Annotated in this window: 18 protein-coding genes; 11 read left to right on the forward strand and 7 right to left on the reverse strand. The window is 36.7% G+C overall.

Going from position 1 to position 19,515, the window contains the following annotated elements; genetic code table 11:
• Window positions 1-339 precede the first annotated feature (339 nt).
• The gene (locus tag KI338_RS14630; RefSeq protein WP_212921750.1) at window positions 340-1,068 is read right to left on the reverse strand and encodes a GntR family transcriptional regulator; all 729 of its coding nucleotides are present in this window, start codon (window positions 1,066-1,068) and stop codon (window positions 340-342) included.
• A gap of 255 nt (window positions 1,069-1,323) precedes the next feature.
• Between KI338_RS14630 and KI338_RS14635 the strand changes: the two genes are divergently transcribed.
• The 5 genes from KI338_RS14635 (at window position 1,324) to KI338_RS14655 (ending at window position 5,489) form a co-directional block, all read left to right on the forward strand.
• Window positions 1,324-2,646 carry a 6-phospho-beta-glucosidase gene (locus KI338_RS14635; RefSeq protein WP_212921751.1) on the forward strand — a complete coding sequence of 441 codons (1,323 nt, stop codon included), beginning with the start codon at window positions 1,324-1,326 and terminating at the stop codon, window positions 2,644-2,646.
• A gap of 1 nt (window position 2,647) precedes the next feature.
• A complete protein-coding gene (celB, locus tag KI338_RS14640) occupies window positions 2,648-3,946 on the forward strand; it encodes a PTS cellobiose transporter subunit IIC (RefSeq protein WP_212921752.1) in 1,299 nt (432 codons plus the stop codon).
• A gap of 73 nt (window positions 3,947-4,019) precedes the next feature.
• On the forward strand, window positions 4,020-4,769 hold the full coding sequence (gene chbG / locus KI338_RS14645; protein ID WP_212921753.1) for a chitin disaccharide deacetylase: 750 nt from the start codon (window positions 4,020-4,022) through the stop codon (window positions 4,767-4,769).
• An 82-nt stretch (window positions 4,770-4,851) separates the two neighbouring features.
• The gene (locus tag KI338_RS14650; protein WP_212921754.1) at window positions 4,852-5,190 is read left to right on the forward strand and encodes a PTS lactose/cellobiose transporter subunit IIA; all 339 of its coding nucleotides are present in this window, start codon (window positions 4,852-4,854) and stop codon (window positions 5,188-5,190) included.
• Complete coding sequence (locus KI338_RS14655; protein ID WP_212921755.1) at window positions 5,187-5,489, forward strand: PTS sugar transporter subunit IIB; 303 nt, start codon at window positions 5,187-5,189, stop codon at window positions 5,487-5,489. Before KI338_RS14650 ends, KI338_RS14655 begins: the two co-directional genes overlap by 4 nt.
• 266 nt (window positions 5,490-5,755) lie before the next feature.
• On the opposite strand, the gene KI338_RS14660 is transcribed toward KI338_RS14655, so the two are convergent.
• From KI338_RS14660 to KI338_RS14685, 6 genes are all read right to left on the reverse strand, one after another.
• Window positions 5,756-6,166 (reverse strand): CBO0543 family protein, encoded by a 411-nt coding sequence (locus KI338_RS14660; protein ID WP_280530760.1) that lies wholly within the window; start codon window positions 6,164-6,166, stop codon window positions 5,756-5,758.
• 419 nt (window positions 6,167-6,585) lie between these two features.
• On the reverse strand, window positions 6,586-7,236 hold the full coding sequence (locus KI338_RS14665) for a hypothetical protein (RefSeq protein WP_212921757.1): 651 nt from the start codon (window positions 7,234-7,236) through the stop codon (window positions 6,586-6,588).
• Window positions 7,220-7,783 (reverse strand): sigma-70 family RNA polymerase sigma factor, encoded by a 564-nt coding sequence (locus tag KI338_RS14670; RefSeq protein WP_306345320.1) that lies wholly within the window; start codon window positions 7,781-7,783, stop codon window positions 7,220-7,222. Before KI338_RS14670 ends, KI338_RS14665 begins: the two co-directional genes overlap by 17 nt.
• A gap of 320 nt (window positions 7,784-8,103) precedes the next feature.
• A complete protein-coding gene (locus tag KI338_RS14675; RefSeq protein ID WP_373306347.1) occupies window positions 8,104-8,598 on the reverse strand; it encodes an anthrone oxygenase family protein in 495 nt (164 codons plus the stop codon).
• Window positions 8,586-9,467 (reverse strand): NmrA family NAD(P)-binding protein, encoded by an 882-nt coding sequence (locus KI338_RS14680; protein WP_244853650.1) that lies wholly within the window; start codon window positions 9,465-9,467, stop codon window positions 8,586-8,588. The genes KI338_RS14675 and KI338_RS14680 overlap by 13 nt, the downstream gene beginning before the upstream one ends.
• A gap of 132 nt (window positions 9,468-9,599) precedes the next feature.
• Window positions 9,600-10,031 carry a MarR family winged helix-turn-helix transcriptional regulator gene (locus tag KI338_RS14685; protein ID WP_306345321.1) on the reverse strand — a complete coding sequence of 144 codons (432 nt, stop codon included), beginning with the start codon at window positions 10,029-10,031 and terminating at the stop codon, window positions 9,600-9,602.
• 269 nt (window positions 10,032-10,300) lie between these two features.
• Here KI338_RS14685 and KI338_RS14690 point away from each other — a divergent pair, with 269 nt between their 5' ends.
• From KI338_RS14690 to KI338_RS14715, 6 genes are all read left to right on the forward strand, one after another.
• Window positions 10,301-10,984: a response regulator transcription factor gene (locus KI338_RS14690; protein ID WP_212921758.1), complete on the forward strand. Its 684-nt coding sequence runs from the start codon at window positions 10,301-10,303 to the stop codon at window positions 10,982-10,984.
• The gene (locus KI338_RS14695; protein ID WP_212921759.1) at window positions 10,981-12,822 is read left to right on the forward strand and encodes a sensor histidine kinase; all 1,842 of its coding nucleotides are present in this window, start codon (window positions 10,981-10,983) and stop codon (window positions 12,820-12,822) included. The genes KI338_RS14690 and KI338_RS14695 overlap by 4 nt, the downstream gene beginning before the upstream one ends.
• Before the next feature lie 193 nt (window positions 12,823-13,015).
• Window positions 13,016-13,900, forward strand: coding sequence for a polysaccharide deacetylase family protein (locus KI338_RS14700; protein ID WP_244853652.1), 885 nt, complete (start codon window positions 13,016-13,018; stop codon window positions 13,898-13,900).
• A gap of 331 nt (window positions 13,901-14,231) precedes the next feature.
• Entirely contained in the window at window positions 14,232-14,915 is a 684-nt protein-coding gene (locus KI338_RS14705) for an N-acetylmuramoyl-L-alanine amidase family protein (RefSeq protein ID WP_212921760.1), read from the forward strand.
• A gap of 371 nt (window positions 14,916-15,286) precedes the next feature.
• On the forward strand, window positions 15,287-16,483 hold the full coding sequence (locus KI338_RS14710) for a class I SAM-dependent rRNA methyltransferase (protein ID WP_212921761.1): 1,197 nt from the start codon (window positions 15,287-15,289) through the stop codon (window positions 16,481-16,483).
• A gap of 711 nt (window positions 16,484-17,194) precedes the next feature.
• Complete coding sequence (locus tag KI338_RS14715) at window positions 17,195-19,471, forward strand: M28 family peptidase (RefSeq protein ID WP_212921762.1); 2,277 nt, start codon at window positions 17,195-17,197, stop codon at window positions 19,469-19,471.
• Window positions 19,472-19,515: the final 44 nt, after the last annotated feature.

The raw sequence follows: 19,515 nt of genomic DNA on the forward strand, positions 1-19,515 counted from the left end.
TTGTAATTGGTGATAATGCATGAAAGGTAAGGGAGGTGAAGTAATATAAAAAAGACCCTCCCACCCAAGAACTATTACCTCACAACCAGAATAAAAAAATCGAAATAATCGTCATCCTCATTTGCATGTAGCTTCAAATTAAAATCAGCCAAGCGGCAGTTTTCTAAAACAGCGAATAAAGTGGGAGGAATGGTTTCTAGCTAAATCGTATCGCACTAAACGTTATTACAATTATGGACTAGATCGTATAGATAGCACCTTCGTATCTACAGCCTCAATTCTATTAACATCTTCCATTTCCCTGAGTATTCCGCGCCACAAATAGAAAACAATCTACCCCTACCCCTCCAACGGATAATTCCGCTCAATCATAAAGTTTGTCTTATCTCCGCGAAAGTAGGAACGTGAGAATTCTATTATTTGGCCTAATTCATTTTCAGCGGTGGTTTCAATATAGAAGCATGGCAAGCCCTCTTCACAATGTAGATATGTACTAGAGCGTTCATCAGCAAAGGCAATTTCTATATGTTCAATTGTTTTTGCAATGTGAACATTAAAGTCATTCTTTAGGGAACCATACAATGATGTCTCAGCGTGTTCTTTTGTAATACCAGGTGCCACATCCCATGGTATATACGCTATTTCATATTGTGTTGGTTCGCCATTCGCTTTCCGTACTCTCTCAATTCGCTGGATAGGATCCTGTAAAGTAACATCCAATGCTTTCACTAGAAACTCATTAGCCGGAACGACATTAATAGCGATAAGCTCAATTACTGCCTTTTTGCCTTGAACAGCTACCTGATCACTGTATCTTTTCACGGTATGGGATAGTGTTTGTTTTAGCTTTTGTTCGGCTACAAAGGTGCCTTTACCCTGCTGCCTTGTTAGGTATCCTTCTAGAGTGAGCTGATTTAAGGCGGTTCTTACTGTAGTTCTACTTACATCAAAGTCCCTACACAGCTCAAGCTCAGTAGGGATTTTCTCTCCCTTTTTATATTCATTCGATTTTATTCGATTGAGTAATTCCTCTTTTATATAAGCATGTAATGATTGGCTTTTTTCCATTATAGTAACTCCTTAAAACTTTCTGTGTATTTTTAGTGTACAGGATAATATAAATAATAACAATTGGTAACAAAGGACACTACAATTTCATCGCCCATTCATATTGTACGTACAATATGAATATTAACACAAAATGTATGGACAATTATAAATTTGTATGATACATTTTGAGATAAGGAAACACACGTAGTTGCTTAAATTTACGTAATTTAAAATTTAAGCGCTTTCAACAAGAGCTTAAGGAGTGAACTTGTAGTGACACTAAAACTAGTTATTATAGGTGGTGGGTCCAGCTATACACCAGAAATTATCGAGGGAATTATTAAACGGCATGAAAGCTTTCCAGTAACAGATATCGTACTTGTTGATATTAAGGAGGGGGAGGAAAAGCTACAAATTATCGGGAATTTAGCATTGAGAATGATTGAGAAATCGGCGAAACCTATTAATCTATCATGGACATTGGATCGGAAGGTAGCACTGAAAAATGCTGATTTCGTATCCACACAAATCCGGGTAGGTCGACTGGATGCGCGTGCAAAGGATGAGAGAATTCCATTGAGTCATGGCTTTATTGGTCAGGAAACAAATGGTGCTGGTGGCGTATTTAAAGCATTCCGTACCATCCCAGTGCTTATGGAGCTTGCACAGGATGTGCATACCATTTGCCCAGATGCATGGATAATTAACTTTACCAATCCTGCTGGGATTGTAACAGAAGCGCTGTTAAAACATTCGCCACATAAAAAAATTATTGGTGTCTGTAATATTCCTTATAATATGCGCCATTCGGTTGCGGAAATTCTTCGTGTATCACCGGAGGATGTTCGTATTGAATTCGTCGGTATGAATCATTTCGTATTTGGTCAGAAGGTATTTGTTAAGGGAATCGACCGAATCGATGAGGTTCTGGAAAAGTTAATGGAAAGTGATGGGCTTGATTATTCACCAGCGAATATCGTTAGTCTTGGCTGGTCCAAAACGTTTATAGCGTCTACGAGGCTCCTCCCGAATCCTTATCATCAATATTATTTTCAAACGAAAGATGTGCTGGAGAAGGACCTTAAAGCCTATGAAGAACATGGCACAAGAGCAGAGGTTGTCCAGCAGCTAGAGGAATCACTTTTTGAGCTATATAAAAACCCAGAATTGCGTGACAAACCAGTGGAATTAGAAAAACGTGGGGGCGCGTTCTATAGTGATGTCGCATGCAGTCTGATGGATTCTATCTATAATAATAAACAAGATATACAAACAGTAAACACCACGAATAATGGAGCTATTTCTGATTTGCCGGATGATTCGGTTGTGGAAATTAACTGCGTTATCACGAAGGACGGTCCTAAGCCAATTTCGATAGGCGCCCTACCACATAGTGTCAAAGGGGTAATTCAGCAAATGAAAGCCTTTGAAGAGCTTGTCATTCGCGCAGCAATTACGGGAGAGTATCATGATGCATACTTGGCAATGGTCATGAATCCATTAATGAAGGATGAAAAACGTAGCAAGGTAATTCTGGATGAATTATTAGAAGCACATAAACATGATTTACCACAATTCAAATTAAGGGGGAATTAAAATGCAAAATGTATTCAAAGCTTTTGAGAATAAGTTTCTTCCTGTTGCAGGAAGAATAGGGTCACAACGACATTTAGTAGCAATACGTGATGGATTTGCTGCTATATTACCGTTGATTATCATTGGGTCATTAGCTGTACTTATTAATAATCTACCAATTGAACCTTTCCAAAACTTCATGGTGAATATATTTGGAGAAGGCTGGAAGGATCTTGGCGGTTATATATGGAATGGAACATTTGCAATCATCTCATTAGTTGTGGCTATAGGGGTCAGCTATAGCCTAGCAAGGTCATATAATGTGGATGCTTTAGCGGCTGCGTTAGTATCTGTTGCGTCCTTAATTATTATATCTCCAATGACGGAAGATGGTGGAATTTCACTTCAATGGATGTCTGCAGCAGGTTTATTTGTTTCGCTTTTAGTAGCAATTGTAGCAACGGAAATTTTCAGAAGATTATCGCAGTTGAATCTCGCCATAAAAATGCCTGATGGTGTTCCGGAAGCTGTTTCTAGATCATTTGCATCCCTTATTCCTGCCATGATTGTACTCTTTATTTTTGGGTTATTACAGGTATTGTTCATTGATGTAATTGGTGTAAGCCTGCAAGACTTAATCTATAAGGCAATACAGGCACCATTCCAAAATGCCGCTGGTACATTGCCTGCTGTTTTGGGTATTGAATTTACCAAATCATTTCTATGGTTCTTTGGATTACATGGGTCGAATATTTTAGAGCCTGTTATTGAAGCGGCGTACCTGCCTGGACTATTGGAGAATACAAAGCTATTTGAACAAGGCGTATCTGCACACGATGTACCATACATTATCACAAAACCATTCTTGGATGTGTTTGTTGCAATGGGTGGTACAGGTACAGGAATTTCGCTGCTAATCGCTTTATTTATAACAGTTAAGGCTAAACAAGTAAGAAGCTTAGGAAAAATGAGTGCACCAGCTGCACTATTTAATATTAATGAGCCTATCATTTTTGGATTACCAATTGTTTTGAACCCAATGTTATTCATTCCGTTTATTTTGGTACCGCTTGTGAATGTAACAATCGCATACTTTGCGACATCTATCGGACTTGTACCAAAAACGGTAGTTATGGTACCGTGGACCACACCGCCAATAATCGGAGGTTACTTAGCTACAGGTGGGTCTATAGCGGGATCTATATTACAAATTGTTAATTTAGCTGTAGGTGCATTACTTTATCTACCATTCTTAAAGGTTCTAGACAGGTCAATGGCTAGGAATGTTACGAATGCTAGTACAAGTAAAAAAGTAGTTTAACGTTGACGTAAATATAGCGTCATTAGTATTTTGCATATATACGTGAATCATACACAGAATCGAGGTTAATCAGATGAAATTAATAGTAAATGCGGATGATTTTGGCTATACACGTGCGGTTACTTATGGAATAGCAGATGCCTTTAAAAATGGGATTGTTACATCAACAACGATGATGTGTAATTCTCCTCATGTTGCTCATGCGGTGGATTTAGCGAAACAGAATCCTGATTTAGGAGTCGGTGTCCATCTAGTTCTAACGAGTGGGACACCAATTTCCGAAAACGTCTCTTCATTAACCGATACTAATGGAAGCTTTTATAGCCAGAATAATGTATTCGATCATGCTAAACCAGAGGATATTGAACGCGAGTGGACAGCCCAGATTGAAAGATTTTTGTCTACTGGTTTAAATCCGACTCATCTGGATAGTCACCATAATGTTCACGAGCATGCTATAGCGCTACCTATTGCGATTGCTTTAGCGGAGAAATACGGTCTTCCACTGAGAAGGGCAATGAATGTCCCGAACTTAGATGTAGCATATAACACGGTAAAGAGAACGACATTCATGATGCGGGCGTTTTATGGAGAACAGGTGAGCTATGAAACGCTTGAGGGACAATTACGAAACGTTTCTGTGTTAGATAAAAATGAGACAGTGGAAATTAATTGTCATCCAGCATATATTGATCCTGATCTGATTTCCAAAAGTTCCTATGTTGATACACGATTGAAAGAGTATACAATCCTGACATCAGATCGAATTAAAAACTATGTAAATGAATTAGGGATTGAGCTAATTAATTATCGAATGCTATAGGTAGATAAATAGACTATCACCCTATTATTTTAGTGGTATAGTAGAAGATATATCGTGAGCAGGTCAGAATTGGAGGATGAGCATGCAATCATTAGAAGATATTCAAACACTATCTTTCCAAATAATTCTTCATGCTGGGAACGCTCGTTCATGTGCAATGGAAGCGATTTCCTATGCAAAAGATTATAATTTCTCAGCGGCAAGAGGAAAAATCGAAGAAGCAGAACAGGAATTTGTTCAAGCGCACCATGTACAAACAGACCTTTTACAAAATGAGGCAAACGGAAAGAAAAATGAGGTTACGGTCATATTAGTTCATGCACAGGATCATTTAATGACAGCGTTAACTGTTAAGGAACTAGCAAATGAAATGATTACCATGTATGAAAGAATACAACAATTGGAGGGGAAAAAATCATGAAAATTCTCTTAGTCTGTTCAGCAGGTATGTCCACATCGATGCTCGTTACAAGGATGCGAGATTCCGCTAATGAACGAAATATAGAGGTGGAAATAAATGCTGTTGCAGAGTCCCAATTAATTAATAATCTAGAAAACCTCGATGTTGTACTAATAGGTCCACAGGTTCGATACCTTGAAAAGAAAATAAGAGAGTTCGTGGAACCAAAGGGAATTAAAGTTGATGTTATCGACCAGATGGCATATGGTATGCTCCAGGGAGATAAGGTCTTGGATCAAGCGATTGCTATGACAAATTAGGTAAGAATAAAAGAACGATGAAGCTTCTTGGGCTATCGGATAACATTCGATAGCCTTTTTTTAATGCTTTTAAAATCATGGGTTCTGCCTGCGTGAGAATAGATCTTTTAGCGAAGCTTTTTTCTATTATTACCCGTTCAAATTTGGTACAAATAAATCGTATCGATGATTAATTCTATTGAAACAATTGTAACAAACCCTGTGCGCAGGCTGTTCTAATAAGAGAATCATCCTAGTCTAGAAGAAGTGCACGATATGTAATATCTTTATTCAGCTATTTCTTTTTTACTCTTTATGTGATCTATTTTCTTTATCGCACCTACAAATCCCCTAATCGTTAATAAAGTAAAACTGACACTTCCAAAGGTATGGAGGGCTGTCCATTTTTTCCATTTAAATAGCTTGGAATTCCTCTCGAAGTACCATTGACCAATACTCATCGGAACACTAAAAATCAGACTTTTCCATAGGATTTTCTGAAGGTTATCCCTATAAGAAAGCTTCACCCATAACACACTTAAAAGCGGGAAGAACAACATGTCATACATAATATTGGTTCTAAAGATTTTTGCAAAAGGGCGTACAGGATATTCAATTCTTCTGGTCGCCACAACATAAGCATCAATAAGAGTAGAAAGAATTCCTTTAGAGAAAAAAATAACAAGGTTTTCTCTCATTTTTGGGCCTCTAAATAAAAATGGCAATGAAGCTATACACAAAGCAGTAAGTAGTCTTAGCAGTTTTTTCTCCACGTATGGCCATCCCTTCAACGGATATAATTTACTATTAAAATTACCTATCCAAGAAATATTATCCTTTAAATGTTGTCAAAAACTTTTTATTACATGGTTATAAATTAAAAGGTATTGTTCTATTACCTCTCTAAATACTCAAACAGTGGTTCACAATATCCTTACCGTTTACACATAGTTGGATATAGTAAAGATAGTCGTATCAATTGTTCCAGACTGATATGTGGTGCGATACTGATATTGAAATTGGTTGGAAATCAACCATATATCACAGCTGTAATAGGAAAAAGATAAAAAAAATGCCTTCCATTTTTGGCTTGGAAGGTCCCCTTTTATGGTAATAGTTAATCTTCTTTAATTTTTTGTTTTATAAATTCATCAATTGCTAAATTTAAATTAGCTACTAATTTATCTTGATTTTCTTTTGGTTCAATTGGATCGCCAGCCTTGAATACTCGTAATGAAGCTTCCTCTATGTTTTGTAATAATTTTATTTCTTCTTTATCTGTTGATAAAGTGGCGAAATGTTTGGCGTAATCTGTAATCCATCTTGCGACATCTAATTGCCATAATTCTTTGGAAGGATTTTCAAAACTAGGTGGGTTAGAATTCAATTCATATTTAGCACTTATAATAAATTCTTCTACATTTTTATATTCACTACTTGGGAGAATATCTGGATTATTTTTGTCTATATGAAAATCTGAAGCTCCGTTTGAAACTGTTTCATCAACTGTCATATTAGTTGCCAGTCCTTCTTCTTTAGAGGATAATTCTAGCTTATCTATCAGGAAATAATTCGTTCCTATGAGAAAAAGACAAGTTAAGCTAATGCTGATTATATTCATGAATATAGGTTTAACATGAATAGTTTTTTTGCTGGTAGTTTTATATAAAGACCTTCTAACATTTTCTTTATTTTTCTCGCTAAAATTTACTTCCTTTAGTACCGTACTATCCATGATTTCTTTTAAATCATTAAATATATGATTCATCTAACTCACCTTTTTCTAATGATTTCTGTAATTTAAGACGGGCCCTATGCAAACGAGATTTTATCGTTTGTTGACTCATATTTAGCAACTTTGAAATTTGGTTATATGACATTTCTTCATAATAATATAAGATAATTACTTCACGATATTTAAGGGGTAATGCTAATACCTTCTCACCAATTACTCTATTTTTTTCCAAATTCATATATTCAGTTTCAGGTGTTCTATTAGTAAAGGAAAGTTTATTGAAAATATCTGAGATAGTTATGTGTTTATAGTTCCAACTTCGAAAGTAATCCCTACATAGGTTTATGGTTATTCGGAAAACCCAAGTTTTATAGGAGGACTCATGGCGGAATACATCTAAATTTTGATAACATCTAATGAAAACTTCCTGTGCTATATCTTCTGCTAATTGTTTCTCCTTTGTATATGTAAAAGCCAAACGCACAACATCTCTACCAAATTGGTTCATTAGTAATTCAAGTCTTTGTTCCTTACTTAGTTCGTTGGCTTCTCCGTTCTTATTTAATTCCTCAAACATCATCCACCATCCTCTCATTTATTAGACGTAGTGTGGTTAATTTGGTTCCATATAATTTAGCAATTCACATTAATGATTGTAAAAAAAACAACGGATTATAAATTCGTTGTTTTTAGTGAGCGAAACAGTATTTATCTTTAATTTAATGGAGTGAAGGACTAGGAATATTATACCTTAGTTAGGAAAAAATTTTTCTTTCCGTCAAGTGTCCTAGTCCTTTCATTATAACGATATGCTTCCATAACATTTCTAGTAAATTCTTTCATTTGGCAGTTCGCGGTTGGGAATATTCCAAAATTTTTGCTTCGTTTAATTTGTTACGACTAGATTCTCCATAGTGCGAGAATAAATAATACCATAGCCGCAAGACTTGCGATTGTTCGAACATGGTTCCAGGCCTTCCAAATTACAATATATTCCTTCCATTGAGTTGCACTTGCTGCATCCTTTACGTCTAAATTTGCTAAAGAATCGTTAAGGGGGACATTGCACACTCCTGTGACCAGAAAGCTGCCAAGAAGATATAGCAAACTTCCAGAAAGGATAAACACAACATCGGTGTCTTTCCAATTAAATAATGAGATGAGGATTAGAATAAAACTTACCACTGCCGTACCTGTAAATACGGTGAGAAATAATCGATTGAGTACGACGATGTTTATCGATTGCATGGCTGCTATTCCTTGATGTGAGGGAAGCCGGGCGAGGGCATTCATGACAAAGGCTGAAAATGCAAAGAATGTTCCAGCAATAAGCCCTGATCCAAGAGCTGCAAACAAGGTTAGTAATGATGTGATTTTTTCAATCAAGTATTCCACACCCCAGTTGCAGCAGCACTTTTCGCATATTCACTAAAATCTCGAGGCTCCCGGCCAAGGACACGCTGGACTCCATCTGTAGTATGAGAATTACGACCATCTAAGACTTTAGTGAATAATTCCATCATGAGAGAGATAATATCCTCTGGAAGTTCAGCCTGCTGTAACCCATAACTAAATTGTTCCGTAGAAATATAGTGATAACGAACGTCCTGACCGCTTGCTTTGGAGATTTCTTCCGTTGCTTCAGCAAAGGTTAGTGATCTAGGTCCAGATAGTTCATAAAGCTGACCGATATGTTTAGGGTTAATAATTGTTTCAACGGCAACATCTGCAATGTCTTCAACATCTATAAAAGGCTCTTTCACGTTTGCAACTGGCAAAGCGATTATACCACTGAGCACATAGTCTAAAAGAAAATGTTCACTAAAATTTTGTGCAAACCAGCTACATCGTAGAATCGTCCAGTCTGCCCCAGAAGCTTTCAGGGCCTCCTCACTTCGCTGTGCTTCCTCTTCTCCGCGTCCAGATAATAATACCAATCGTTTTACCCCTTTTTCCACAGCTAGGTTTGCGAATGATCCAACTGCATCTGCAGCTCCTGGAGCTGCCAAATCAGGATAGTAGGTAATATAAACAGCACTTGCCCCTTCAAGAAGTGGTTCCCAACTCGCTTGATTGTTCCAATCAAAGGATGGTGTTCCTGATCTGGAAGCAATTCGTACAGGATACCCTAGCGCAGAAAGTCTATTGGCCACGCGTCGTCCGGTTTTACCCGTTCCACCTAGTATCAAAATTGGTTTCTGATTGCCATCCCCTGTTTTCTCAAGTCTCTTTTTGTTTACATTCTCATTCTTCATTTCATTCATAAAAAATTCCTCCTTATTTTTTAAAATTTTTATTTTCAGAGCTCGGTAACTTGCAGAAGAATTTCACCACCTTTCAATCTTTATAATTAGTTGTTTGTACATACAACTAATTGGTTAGAAAATAAAGAATGGTTATTCCTTATTTTCTAATTGATTACTAACTTGATCCAGAAGAAGAGTTAATTCATCTCCTTCTTTTTCCCCTAATATGTCTGAATAGCGACGTCTAAGATTCATCCAGCATTTGTAAATCGTTTCTTCTAGCTCTTTACCCTTTTCAGTTGTATAAATGAGCGATAATCGTCCTTCTACTTTGTTATAGATCAAATTTTTAGCAGTAAGCTTTTCAATAAAACGTGTAATGGTAGAAGGGTTGAGATGGAGAATTTCACCTAACTCCTTTTGAGAAATTCCCTCTTTGTCATAGACAGCCATTAATAAATAAGCATATGTTGGCGATAAGCCACTAATTCTAAATTCTTCCTCTGCCATTTTTGCAACAATTCTACTTAGTCGATTGGCAGTAAAGTATAAACATTCCTTAAGATAATTTTCGAGCATCATTAACCATCCCAGTCTTTAAAATAAGTTTTATTTTGTTTGTACATACAACTATATATTGTTTTCGGAAAATTGTAAAGTACTAAAACTTTTTTTCTGTAATTTTTTATTAACGTCATCCAACAAAATCCCATCCTGCCATCCTAAAAAGCTACCAAAGCCATGAAGATTCCAATTTTTCTTTATCTAATCTTTACATGTTATTGTTATAATTCTAGTAATGAATCCGAATTTAGAATTTTTCAATGTTATTAAAAACAGGGGTAGTTATTATGAGAGAAACTATTTTGATTGTAGAAGATGAAGATATACTAAGAGAGATAAGTAAGGACTACTTTTTAGATGCTGGATATAAGGTGTTAGAGGCAAGAAATGGTACAGAGGCATTAACGTTATTTGGGAGCTTGAATGTTGATTTAGTCATTCTCGATATTATGATGCCAGAATTAGATGGCTGGACCGTCTGCAAGAAAATACGTGAAACGTCTGTAGTACCGATCATTATGCTGACAGCAAGGTCGGATGAAGAGGACACATTATTAGGATTTGAATTAGGGGCGGATGATTATGTTACGAAGCCTTTTAGTCCAAGGGTACTGCTAGCGAGAGCGAAGCGTTTGCTTACATCACAGGTAAGTCATCCATTGAGTGAAAACCATGAAGTGCTAACGAGTAATGACCTAGAAGTAGATCTCCGTTCCCATACCGTTAAAGTGGAAGGCAAGGTAATCGCATTAACCCATACCGAATTTGAAATATTAACCTACCTCATGAGAAATAAGAACATCGTCGTATCAAGAGAGCAATTGATTATCAAAATATGGGGCTACGATTATGCTGGGGATGATCGTACCATCAATACACATATCCGTAATCTACGACATAAGCTTGGCAAAAGGGCCAATCAAATCAAAACAGTTGTCCGTGCCGGATATAAATTTGAGGAAATAGAATGATAAATCGTATTGTTGTAAAGCTGTTTTTACTGACTTCTGGCTTATGCTTATTAATTTTGGCGAGCATTTTTGTTGGTCAAACGATACTGTTTAAGGATTATTATGCGAATAATAAGATGAAGCAGTTATCAGAAGCCGTCGATATGTTTAAGCTAGATTATCAAAAGCTAGAGGATGATAGGGATCGACAGGAATTAGAGCAACAGTTTTATCAAGAAAACAATGCATGGATTGCGGTGTTAGATGAACAGGGATATATCAAAGGGACGAAGGACTTCTCTGTGAAACTGTATAATCGGTTTGTCTCTGAAAATAGCAAAATAAACTTTACCGAAGAAAGTATCTCCATACCCATCTACTATTTAGAAAACATGTATGATGACAATGAACAGATTGCTATCTTTAAAGAAAAGGAAAAACAGGTAATTGAAATTCATGGTTTGGAAAAAGATGGCGTCATTTATCCTTATGAGCTCATTTCAAGTACGGAAGAATCACTCTATGAAGCAAAGACTCCGTTTTACATGCTAGACGGAGGACTTGATAATGTTGATTATTGGAAGAACAATCTGCTTGCATCAGCAGTAAATAAAAATGTGGAGAATAAGGACACGGTAAAACAAATATTATATGGACGTATTGATGAGGTACACATACCAGACGATAACAGTCTCTTATATGCCACACCACTATCAAATCGACAATTCCTCGATAGAATTAAGGGATTTCAAATCGATTTGATTTTTGGAAATGTGGATACCACTGTACCGCAGGAATTAACCTATGAGGAAAATGGTATCAATTATCGCGTGTTAATCGATCAGGGAAAGGACAGCAATGGAGAAACCATCTATTACTTTACGATGGCATCGCTACAGCCTATCGATGAAGCGATCGAGATGATGGAGGATTATTATATCTACATTATTATTGGTGTCATTCTATTGATATTGTTAGCAGCATTCTATTTTTCTAAAAAAATAGCAAGTCCATTATTAAAAATCAATCGTACAGCAAAACGGATAGCTAACTTAGATTTTGCCGAAAGAGTTCCCGTCAAATCGAAGGATGAGATTGGTGAATTATCGAAGAACATCAATTTTCTATCAGACACATTACATTCCTATATTCAGGCATTACAGCAGGACATCGAGAAAGAAAGGCAATTAGAATTGACTCGTAAAAATTTTATTGCCGGTGTATCACATGAATTAAAGACGCCGCTAAGTATTATAAAAAGCTGTATCGCAATCATTGAAGATGAAGTAGCCAAAGAGAAAAAGGAATATTATTTCTCTGCGATGAATCACGAGGTTGACCGAATGGATCGGTTAATCGTTGATATGTTGGAGTTAGCGAAGTTTGAATCAGGAACCTATAAGATGAAAATGGAAGTGTTCTTCATTGATGAATTAATCAATAATGTGTATCAACACCTGCAAATCAATGCCCAAAACAAGGAGCTAACGGTTGATGTACAGCTACAGCCCATAGAAGTTGTTGCGAATGAACATTGGATCGAACAGGTGGTTACGAACTTCTTAGTCAATGCCATTCGCCATACGCCTGAGTCGGGACAGATTACGATTTCTACCGTCGAGGAGAACGCAACCGTTAAAGTAATGATTGAGAATGAAGGTAAGCCAATTGATCCGAATCAATTGGAGAAAATATGGGATCGTTTTTACCAGGGTAACAAGGAGCAGCGCTCGAAGGAAGGGACAGGATTAGGACTCGCTATATCGAAGAACATTTTAAAATTACATGATGTCGACTATGGCGTATATAATACCGAGACAGGTGTTTGCTTTTATTTTTATTTAAATAAAACTATTTAATGAAGTTAGCCGTCTAATAATTGACATAGTGTCATGCGTTGGATGGCTTATTTTTGTTGAGTTGGAATTTCTGGTGAATTGTTTTCAAAACTTTACCTTATATTCACCTTATCTTCCTCTTATCTTTATTTCATTCCATTACGCTATGCCTAAACGGAGAGTTAATGCAGCATACGAAAGGAAGGTAAGCGAAGTGCTAAAGGAATACCGTCTACAAATCATTTGTGTATTTTTGATTATATTAGTTTTTTTACTAATAGATAGTAATAAACCTAAAACGGTTAGCTCGAGCGACTATGAAACTAGTAATGAAAAATTAATAGAGGTCGATTTAGAAAATGTCATAGAGGAAGTGGAAAAGAAAACAGCTAGTGAAAATGAGAAAAAAGCAGAACAAGATAATAAAACAGCTAATGAGAACGAGAAAGAACCAGAACAAGATAATAAAACAGAGATTACAGTTTACTTAACCTTTGATGATGGACCTAGCTCGGCGTCACATGAGATTTTGGATACGCTTCAGCAATTTAATGCAAAAGCAACATTTTTTATGCTTGAACCAGCAATGCGAGCCTATCCAGATATGGTGAAACGTATGATAAAGGAAGGGCATGCTGTCGGATTACACGGTGTTACCCATGATAGAGATAAATTCTATCAATCCGAGCAGGCTGCATTAAATGAAATGAGGACAGGGCAAGCAACACTAGAACAAATTTCCGGTGTTCGTACGCATTTAATACGTTCCCCTTTTGGTAGTGTCCCTTATTTAACAGACTCATTTCGAACGGTTCTAGAGAATGATGGATTTAAATTATGGGATTGGAATGTAGACAGCAGTGATTGGAATTTATCAGCGGATGAATATGTCCAGCATGTCATTTCCCAGGTAGAAGAGCTAGTACAGGCTGGGGGAACGCCAATTATTCTCATGCATGATCGCGGTGAAACGGCTAGTCATTTGTCCATTCTATTAAGCTACTTACAGGAGCATGGCTATCAAACAAGCGTAATCGATGAAAGTGCAGAACCGTATAACTTTAATTGCTATAATCGCTGTTATCGGATTGGTAAATAATTGGGTCGTTTTCTAGCATTGTTAGCTTTGGTAGATGATTGTCATTTGCTAGACTAGGATAATGTCTCCTTAGTTCTATTGCGTCTATTTATAAGGCAAATTAATATTTTTATCCTTCTAGTGTAGTTATTGAAATCTTAATTTTATATTTATCCTATCTTCATTTCAGCTTTACTTCACCATGTTAACCTTTGAACGATAACTAGAACAGCGGGTATCGCCAAGTGCTTTGATTTCGAAAGAATAGAGTCCTTGAAAAATGTGAAAACTGTTGTTCTCCAGTTAAAAATGAGTGTAGCAAAAAGGTGCATAGTAAAGGGAGAGCGTATAAATGAAAAAATGGATTGGATTATTCGTAGTTATACTAGTCGTATTGCTGTTATTTTTTACTTGGAAGGATCATCAGGAGCAGGTTCCTAAAAATGAGGAACGCATAAGCAATCAAGAAACAAAAGGATCCAGTCCTAAAACAGATAACTATAAAGTTGTGATTGATGCCGGACATGGTGGCGAAGATCCAGGGGCAATAGGTGCTAGTGGTTCCTATGAAAAGGACTATACGTTGAGTCTGTCAAAAAAGGTTAAAGAATTATTAGCGCGAGAACCTCAGGTAGAGGTATACATGACTAGGGAGGAAGATGTTTTCCTTTCTTCTGAGACACGGGAAAGACCAAACTTTGCTAATAGCCTATCAGCCGATATATTCGTTTCCATCCATGGGAATACATTTGATGACCCAACGGTATCTGGTACAGAAACATACTATTACCATCAGAATTCAAAATTACTAGCAAATAAAATACATCAACAATTAATTGAGGTAACAGGATTTCGGGATAGAGGTGTGAAAAAAGAAAATTATTTTGTTTTAAAAGATACAACCATGCCTGCTGTTTTATTGGAGGTAGGCTATTTAACAAACCCTCAGGAAGAGGAAAAGCTGTTATCGGAGCAATTTCAACAATCTGTTGCGGAAGCGATTCGTGATGGGATTATGGATTATTTAATCGATTAATATTAGGATGACTGTTTTTATGGATTATATTAGAGCAACGTAGTTACCTAATACGTAAGATCCACTCAACAATCCCTCCTCACAAAATTAGTTGTAAGGAGGGATTGTTTTTGAATATTACTCTCATACATATAAAAGGTTCTATTATGTACGTTGTAAATCCCTTTTAAAATTTTTATCTCATAAATAGCAGGTTAATATAATAGTTACTATCCTTAAAAAGACATGGAAGATAAATACACCCAAAAGGTAAATGATTTACAATACTATTAGATTATGTAATCATCTATTATGTTCAGCATGAATGACGCGCGAAATGATTGTATACAATATTGTGTACGCGATAAAAAAATTTCTGGTAGGATGACAAAATGAAAAATAATGTTACGTTAACAGTAAAAGGTAAGTTTGCAAATAAATATAAAAGCGGTTATCCGCTCATATCAAAGGAAGCCATCCTTAATATGAACGAAGGTATGAAAGAAGGAACTATTATTCATCTTATTGATGAAAAGAACAGGTTCATCGCAAAAGGCTATTTTGGCAAACAAAACAAGGGTTACGGCTGGGTTCTTAGTCGAAATGAGAATGAACAGATCGACCAACGTTTTTTTGTGAATAAATTGCGAGATGCGATTAACTATCGAGAGTCATTTTTTAATAGTCCGGATACGAATGCCTTTCGAGTCGTGAATGGAGAAGGCGATGGTTTAGGTGGCTTAACGATAGAGTATTTTGATGGCTACTATTTAATCAACTGGTATAGTAAAGGAATCTACCATTTTCGGGAGTATATTATCAATGCTCTGAAAGAACTGGTTACATTTAAAGCCATATATCAAAAGAAAAGATTTGATGCCAATGGGAAATATATTGAAGAAGATGATTTCGTAGCGGGAGAAAGAGGAACGTTCCCGATTATAGTAAAAGAAAATGGCGTGAACTTCGCTGTTTACCTAAATGAAGGTGCAATGGTTGGTATATTTTTAGATCAAAGGGAAGTCAGGAAGAAAATCCGTGATGCTTATGCGAAAGGTAAGAACGTACTGAACACCTTTTCCTACACAGGCGCCTTTTCGGTTGCTGCTGCCTTAGGACACGCAGCTAAAACAACGAGTGTGGATTTAGCAAAAAGAAGCTTAAACAAGACAGTTGAGCAGTTTAGCTTAAACGGAATAGATGATGACGCACAGGATATCATTGTGGAAGATGTGTTTCATTACTTTAAGTATGCGGTGAAAAAGCAGCTAGAGTTTGACTTGGTTATCCTAGATCCTCCAAGCTTCGCAAGGTCAAAGAAGATAGTTTTCAGCGCTGAAAAGGACTACAAAAATCTTCTGAAGGAAGCTATTTCCATAACAAAAGATGAGGGGATTATCGTTGCGTCCACCAATTCAAGTTCTTTTAATATGAAAAAATTTAAAGGTTTTATTGATCAGGCATTCAGAGAATCAAACAGGAAATATCAGCTAGTGGAGGAATTTTCCCTTCCAAAAGACTTTAAAACAATAAAAGAATTCCCAGAAGGAAACTATCTTAAGGTCGTGTTTATAAAGAATCTGCCATAGAAAAATGCGAATGGGATCTATCCAGTGAAGTATTGGAAGTGGCAAGTAAATGAAGTTTAACCCGAAATAAATCAGCATCTTTCTTAATTGAGAGGGAGATGCTTTTTGCATTTCTGATAGTTATTCAGCCTAATTCAGCCAAACCATTTCTTGGAAATTGGAATATCTGAAAAGAGGGCAAAACAAAAAGAGTGAGGATGAGTTGCGGAAAAACGAACGGAATGTGTCAACTGCACATGTGGATGTCGTGATTGTTCCAATCTTTCGTAATGGAAACAGGGTATTTTAATCAGGTATAAGGCTGTCAGCCCGGTAATAATCCAGATGCTGTTCTTTGATTGCTATGGCTCATAAGTCTATTATTTCCACCTCCTAGAGGGATTTTCTTTAGGAAGGATAGTAACACTGTACTACCATCAGTTTCACCGTCATAAATGTGAGTATAAAAAAGTTTGATTGAAATAATAGAACGTTTTGTATCTACCTAAGATTTTTTAACAAGAAAGGATGAGGTAATATTATTGCGATATATTACTTCATCCTTTCTTATATCTAATGTTGGGGGCGAAGGAAACTATTGGGAAGAGTAGAATGAGGGCTCCAGTGGTCATTTACTTCATTGTGAAGCAAAAGGTCCTTTCACGTGTTTTTATTGGTAATTACTGCTAGAATAATTAAAAAATAGACAAAACAGAGGGCAAGGGGATGTGCATGGGTAAAAGTAAGTTAGGCAAGCTAGTACCTTATTATGGGTTACTAGCAATATTAATATTTTTATTTGGGATTGTTATTGGATTGACGCCTTTACAGGCACCGGATAGGGATAAGGCAAGTCCGTCGGAGGTTTCTTTTGAAAGTACTTGGGGATTTATTGAAAATATTGCACAGAAACCTCATCCGGTTGGATCAGAAGAACATGAGAGGGTAAAAAACTATCTCATCCAAACATTAGAGGAAATGGGTTTGGATGTGGAAATACAAGACACGATAGTTCATAAACCGGAACGAGAAAGGGCAACCCGTGTTCAAAATATCGTAACGAAAATGGAAGGTTCCGATTCCTCTGGTACCGTTATGCTTGCTGCTCACTACGATAGTACTTTCGTGAGTCCTGGTGCGAGTGATGATGGCTATGGTGTTGCAGCATTGATGGAAACAGCTCGAATACTTCAAGATATATCCCTTAAAAATGATGTTATTATCTTAATAACAGATGGGGAGGAATTGGGGCTTCTTGGTGCAAATGCTTTTGTCAATGAACATCCGTGGGCAAAAGATGTGGACGTCGTGTTAAATTTCGAGGCAAGAGGAATTAAAGGGGCCACGGTTATGTTTGAAACGAGTGGTGGAAATGGCGCGCTTATTAAGGAGTTCCAAAAAGCAACGAGTAGCCCAGCCTCCAATTCATTTTTAAAGGAAGTATACGACGTGATGCCAAATGGAACAGATCTAACAGAATTTGTTGGTGCTGGTATGCAAGGGTTGAATTTTGCTAGTGCACAGAGTTTTAACTCTTATCATACTACTATTGATAGTTTAGATTTTGTTGATAAAAACACACTCATGCATCATACTACATACGCATATGAACTTGCGACTCACTTTGGAAATATCGACTTAAGCAAGATAGATAATCAATCAGAGAAAAATGCTGTTTATTTTAATCCGGTTGCTCATACATTCGTTTCTTATTCCGATAGCCTCGTCATACCTTTATTAATCGTTACATTAATTGGGCTTATTGCCACAGTCATTCATGGAATCAGAAGAAAGCTTGTATCTGTATTAGGAACACTAATCGGATTTCTTTTATTCTTAGTATCGCTTGCTGTTGCCTATGGTATTTCTTTATTCGCTTTAAAACTTGTCACATTTTTTGCTGAGGATGTGAGCTGGCTATTGGAATTTGACCAGCATATTGCAAGTATCTATTTAATTGGTTTTTTACTTATTACTGCGGCAGTGTTAATTCTTTTCACTTACGTCGTTCAGAAGAAAATAGGGGCATTTCAAGTTGTGATGGGGGCTTTGATTGGATGGTTTCTATTAGCTTGTGTTTCTAGCATTCTCTTAACTGGAGCAAGTTATTTATTTGTTTGGCCATTAATTTTTAGTTTGATTGGAACGAATCTAGTATTTTGGAAAGACAGGAAGTTTTCGACTGAAAATAATGTTCTCTTGTATAGTGCTTTTCTTGTTCCAGGTATCATACTATTTACATTTTTAGTTTTTGCCATGTATATTGCGTTAACAATAACCGTCATCCATATCGTTATGACCGTTGCTGCTTTATGTCTAATGTTATTCGTACCTGTTTTTGCAAGGTTAAAAGGAAGCTGGAAATATGCGATCGGACTACTCTTACTTGGGGTCAGTATCGTAACCTATGAAACAATAGCGGTGGAGGCAACCAGTGAACATCCGATTGGAAATCAAGTCTATTACTTGGCTGATGGGGACTTGGAGAAGGCCGTTTGGGGAATACAGACAAAGCCAGATTCCTTTACGAAACAGTTTGTAGCAGATGAATCACAGTTCGATGAGCACCCGCTTCCATCCTTCACATTTGAGGAAATGTATACAGCAGATGCACCATACTATGATACCAATCTTCCACAATCCGAGTTAATTTCGGATGTGAAGAAAGATGGGTGGAGGACGATTACATTAGATATTGCAGCACCAAATGCAATTGCCATCGAACTTGGTACAAATAGTGATATTTCAATAAACGAATTATCCATTAATGGTGGAGAACTACAATTAGATGAAAAGCATTACTCAAAGGAGAATCCCTATTTTATTGAGCTTTTTGGCTTAAGTAAAGGCTTTACGATGTCCTTTACGATAAAAGCCGGGGAAAGTCTCGATTTTTATTTAATAGGTAAGACGTTTGGACTTCCGGAAGAGCATTCTTATTCGGAAAGACCTGCTAATATGACGACGCATGGGGATTATAATATGGTTTTGAAGTCTTTTCGTTATTAGTATTTAGGGTGGCAATTAAAAAGATATTTAATGTTTCGGTGATA

Source organism: Ornithinibacillus bavariensis, assembly GCF_018333235.1.
GTDB classification, from domain to species: Bacteria; Bacillota; Bacilli; order Bacillales; family Amphibacillaceae; genus Ornithinibacillus; species Ornithinibacillus bavariensis.